General features: G+C 36.5%; 4 protein-coding genes. All 4 read left to right on the top strand.

The genetic code is table 11. The annotated features are described in order from the left end of the window. Nucleotides 1-302 precede the first annotated feature (302 nt). The 4 genes from ACRD64_RS25050 to ACRD64_RS25035 all read left to right on the top strand — a co-directional run bounded on the left by ACRD64_RS25050 (nucleotide 303) and on the right by ACRD64_RS25035 (nucleotide 4,000). Nucleotides 303-1,157: a helix-turn-helix domain-containing protein gene (locus ACRD64_RS25050; RefSeq protein WP_430937344.1), complete on the top strand. Its 855-nt coding sequence runs from the start codon at nucleotides 303-305 to the stop codon at nucleotides 1,155-1,157. Between the two features lie 102 nt (nucleotides 1,158-1,259). Further along, nucleotides 1,260-2,102 (top strand): SDR family oxidoreductase, encoded by an 843-nt coding sequence (locus ACRD64_RS25045; protein ID WP_430937342.1) that lies wholly within the window; start codon nucleotides 1,260-1,262, stop codon nucleotides 2,100-2,102. A gap of 20 nt (nucleotides 2,103-2,122) precedes the next feature. Beyond that, nucleotides 2,123-2,575 (top strand): MoaF-related domain-containing protein, encoded by a 453-nt coding sequence (locus tag ACRD64_RS25040; RefSeq protein WP_430937340.1) that lies wholly within the window; start codon nucleotides 2,123-2,125, stop codon nucleotides 2,573-2,575. A 42-nt stretch (nucleotides 2,576-2,617) separates the two neighbouring features. Then, the gene (locus tag ACRD64_RS25035; RefSeq protein WP_430937338.1) at nucleotides 2,618-4,000 is read left to right on the top strand and encodes an alkyl sulfatase dimerization domain-containing protein; all 1,383 of its coding nucleotides are present in this window, start codon (nucleotides 2,618-2,620) and stop codon (nucleotides 3,998-4,000) included. The last annotated feature ends 396 nt before the right edge of the window (nucleotides 4,001-4,396 follow it).

Here is a 4,396-nt window from a genome sequence, read left to right as displayed (position 1 = left end):
AAAATAACTGATCATATATGCGGTATAGAAACCATAATCGAAATAATAAAGTCATTACGGTCTCTATATCCAAGTTGTGTTTCATGCAAAGAAAGACCGTGCAACTAAAGCCAACGCACAAAACAGCACATTCGCAAGCTCCAACACACAAACCGATGCTTCAGCTTGCAAAAGAGCTGTTTTCTTGCCAGTTCACTAATCAATACGAAACCGTATAACTTAAGCAAGCTCTATTGTAAATAAGAAAAAGTTAGGGATAAATCTTACATTTGATTATAGTTTAAAACAGACATCTTAATTCAGTGAAGCAGATACCAAAATATGATTTTAATAAAAAGGAGGAACCACTCCTTGAGTTTGAAATTCTTCGTTTGGAAGAACTGATAAAAAGAAAACATCAAATTGCCAGCAAACCACATAGACTGGATTTTTATCAACTTATTTTCATCATCGAAGGAACCGGTATTCATACGGTTGATTTCCAGAGAGTACAATTTAATACAGGCTCCTTTATTCCCATAGCAAAAGACCAGGTGCAACAATTTCATATTGATTTTGATATCAAAGGTTACGTCATACTTTTTACATCTGATTTTTTGGTTCGTGAAAAAATAAATTATAGATATCTATATGATTTCATCCTATTCAATTCGCAATTATCACCTGTTGTATTGCAATGCGATACCGACACAAAACTGTTAATTGAGATGCTCGCAAAAGCATTTTTTATTGAAAAAGAATTTGAACAGGAAGAATTGTTACGGAATTACCTAAAGATTATTTTAATCCGGCTTGAACGGACTAAACGCTCCTTCTCACAAATACCAAGTGGCTCTTCACTTACTTTAAGTATGCAGTTTAAAGAAGCTTTGGACAATAATATTAGCTATAAAACAAAAGTAGCCGATGTCTGTGAAATTTTAGGCGTAAATTCCAAGAAACTGAATGCTGCCTTGCAACTGTTATCAAACAAAACAGCAAAAGAATATCTGGATGAAAGGGTTGTTTTGGAGATTAAACGACTTCTTTCATATTCTGAGCTTTCAATTAAAGAGATTGCTTACAAAATTGGTTTCGAGGATGCTACAAACCTGACTAAATACTTTAAGAAACACACCAGCTTTTTTCCTCAGAAATTTCGTGAAATTCATCGTTAACCCATTTTTACCATTCTTTGCCTTAAACTGACCTTTACCAAAATTGATTTACTCCGTTACTTTGTATCGTAATTATTATTCATAAATTAAAATACAAAAACAATGAAAACATTAGTAACAGGAGCAACCGGAAAACTTGGTAAAGAAGTAGTAAAACAACTTGTCAATAAAGGAATCAGAGTATTGGCAGCAACGCGCGATATTTCAAAAGTAGCCAAAACCTCTAATATCGAACCGGTTTTATTCGATTATGAAAAACCCACGACCTATGCCGTTGCATTAGAAAATGTTGATTCAATCTTTTTGATTGCACCCTCAATGGACCCATATGCCGATAAAAAACTGCTTCCTTTTATCGATGCAGCCCATGAAGCTGGCGTTAAACAAATTGTTGTTAATTCTGCTTTGGGAATTGATGCCAATCCTGAGGCAGCCCTCTTCAAGATAGAAAACTATGTAAAAGACGCAGGCTTTAAGTATGCCATAATTCGCCCAAATTTTTTCATGGATAATTTTACTGCGGGTTTTATTGCACCAATGATAGCGCATCAGAATGGGATTTTCGTTGCAGCTGGTAACGGTAAAACGGCATTTATTGCTACTTCGGATATTGCAGCGGTTGCAGTAAGAGTTATTACCGACTTGCAAAATTATAATGGTAAAATTTTCAACCTCACCGGAAGCAAAGCACTTCATCATGAAGAAGCCGCGATGATTATCAGCAAGGTGAAAGGAAGAGAAATAAACTATGTACCCATCACTGCATCTGATATGAAAAAAGGAGCAATGGAAAATGGCATGCCCGAACCTTCTGCCGATATGATGCTCGCACTTTATGGAGCTACTTCTGCAGGTTACATGTCTGTTGTGACCAACGATTTTGAACAAGTAATTGGCAATAAGCCGTTGTCGTTTGAAGATTTCATTAATTCAAATATTAAGTAATATCATTTAAAAACAACACCATGAAAAATCGAATTTTAATGCTAATATTAGTTTCAGTAATAGGTATTGGAACCAGCTTTGCTCAAAACACGACTTCACCAGATGTTGAAAAATATCAATTTGGTGAGACGGAACATTTATTAGATGGTTACTCCATGAATTTCCAATATCAAACGGGTAATGCAATACACATTGAATTCTACGATGGAAAGGGTAATTACGAATGGATTACCGGTCCCGGCAAAGGGAATGGCAACAAAGACATACAATACCGTTGCCGTAAAATAGGGGATGATTTGTACTTAGTGAATTGGCACGAAACCGGGCTAAAGGATTACCTGACCCTTGTTTTTAACTTCAAGAATATGACAGTATATAGTTCTGTAATAATTGGATATGCAAACAATCCAGATAGACCAAGAAGAACAGCTTTTGACGGTGGAATAATCGACCACTTAAAAAGACCTGAATAAGAAAATTTTGGATTTGATTATAAATATATAAACACTATCACCATGAAAACTCGAATTTTAATACTTACAATTTCAGTTATCTTATTTGCAACAACTGTGTATTCTCAGAAAACCGAAGCTACTCGATTGTTGGAGGAACAGAACAAACAATTTATTCCAGAAATTTTTCAAATTACGGAAAATGTACATTTCGCGGTGGGCTACGAAGTGAGCAATATTGCCATGATTGAAGGTGAAACCGGAATTATTATAATTGATGCCGGCATGTCGCCGGTTCGGATGGAGACGCTTCGTTTGAAGTTTCGTGAAATAACCGACAAACCCATTAAAGGAATTATTATTACACACGGGCATGGCGACCATTTTGGTGGGGTTCAGGCATTTTTAGATGAAGGTAGTAATCCTCAGGTTTGGGGAAGAAGTGGAGCATTAGGCAATAACGTTGGTTTTAACATTGAAGAAAATGCGGGAAAAAGTGCAGGATTAACTTATCAAAACAACCGAGGAGCCCGCCAGGCTGGTGTTATTCTGCCAGATTCAATTCATATTAACAACGGAATTGCTCCCCGTCCCAATAAACAAAATACCATGTTCAACCGCAAAAAAGGTCAAGCAGAATTTGAACCTACACATTTTTTCTCTGGTGAACGGAAGCAAATTAATATCGACGGGATAAAGTTTGATTTGGTAGCTGCAAGCGGCGAAACATACGACAATATGTATGTTTGGATGCCGGACCAGAAAATATTATTCTGTGGTGATACCTTTTATAAATCGTTTCCAAACTTATACACCATTCGTGGTTCTCAATATCGAGATGTTAAAAGTTGGTACGAAAGCATTGATAAGATGGTAGCTGAAGAACCGGTATATTTATTACCAGGGCACACCCGTCCAGTAATTGGCAAAGAAAAAGTGAACGAAATACTGAGCAACTACAGCGCTGCCATAAAATTTGTATTTGATAAAACTATTGAAGGTATGAATAAAGGGTTAACCCCTGACCAATTAGTAGAATACGTAAAACTACCAGAACACCTGGCTTCCTTACCTTATCTAACCGAATATTATGGTCGTGTTGACTGGGGTGTACGTTCTATTTTTAACGGTTACCTGGGCTGGTTTGATGGAAACCCGGTAAACTTGAATAAACTTGCACCAAAGTCCGAAGCTGAAAAAATGGCAATAATGGTTGGAGGGAAAGATAAACTTCGGGCAAATGCTCTAAAAGCTTTTAAAGATGAAGATTTTCAATGGGCAGCTCAATTGTCTGATTATCTTCTTGCTCTAAATATAAACGACAAGGAAATTATCAATTTGAAAGCAGATGCCTTATTCGAGATAGCCAAGACCATGGTGACAGCTACAGGCAGGAATTATATGAATAGTTATGCTATTCAGTTAAAGGAAAAGGTGGGAGAATAATACGATTTAATAATTTGAATAAAAAATTGAAAATGTTATAATTAATTATTTCTATATTGCCCACGCTTCACAGTCACACACATTGCCAAGCCCCATGTGCCGACGCTAAAGCCAAAACTTGTCAAAGAGTGTGTCTGTCCGAACGCACGTGATACTGCAAAATTGATAGATAAATTGACTGAAAAATAAAAGGCCAGTTGGTAACACGCGGTATAAAACATTGGGGTTTAGGTGGTTATTCAAACTTTCTACCACGCATCAAGTTCTGTGTAACTTGAAAGGAAAGTAGCCCGCAATCCCCAACGATTTCATACCGCCAACCGTCAGACTGTCTAAAAACTAAAAAGGTGTTGACATAAAGTTCATAAGTATGGTGTAGTTTTTTTTAGTAAAAAA

Source organism: Saccharicrinis sp. 156 (assembly GCF_050589685.1).
In the GTDB taxonomy this organism is placed as follows: Bacteria; Bacteroidota; Bacteroidia; order Bacteroidales; family Marinilabiliaceae; genus Saccharicrinis.
This window is presented reverse-complemented; position numbering and strand designations above follow the sequence as displayed.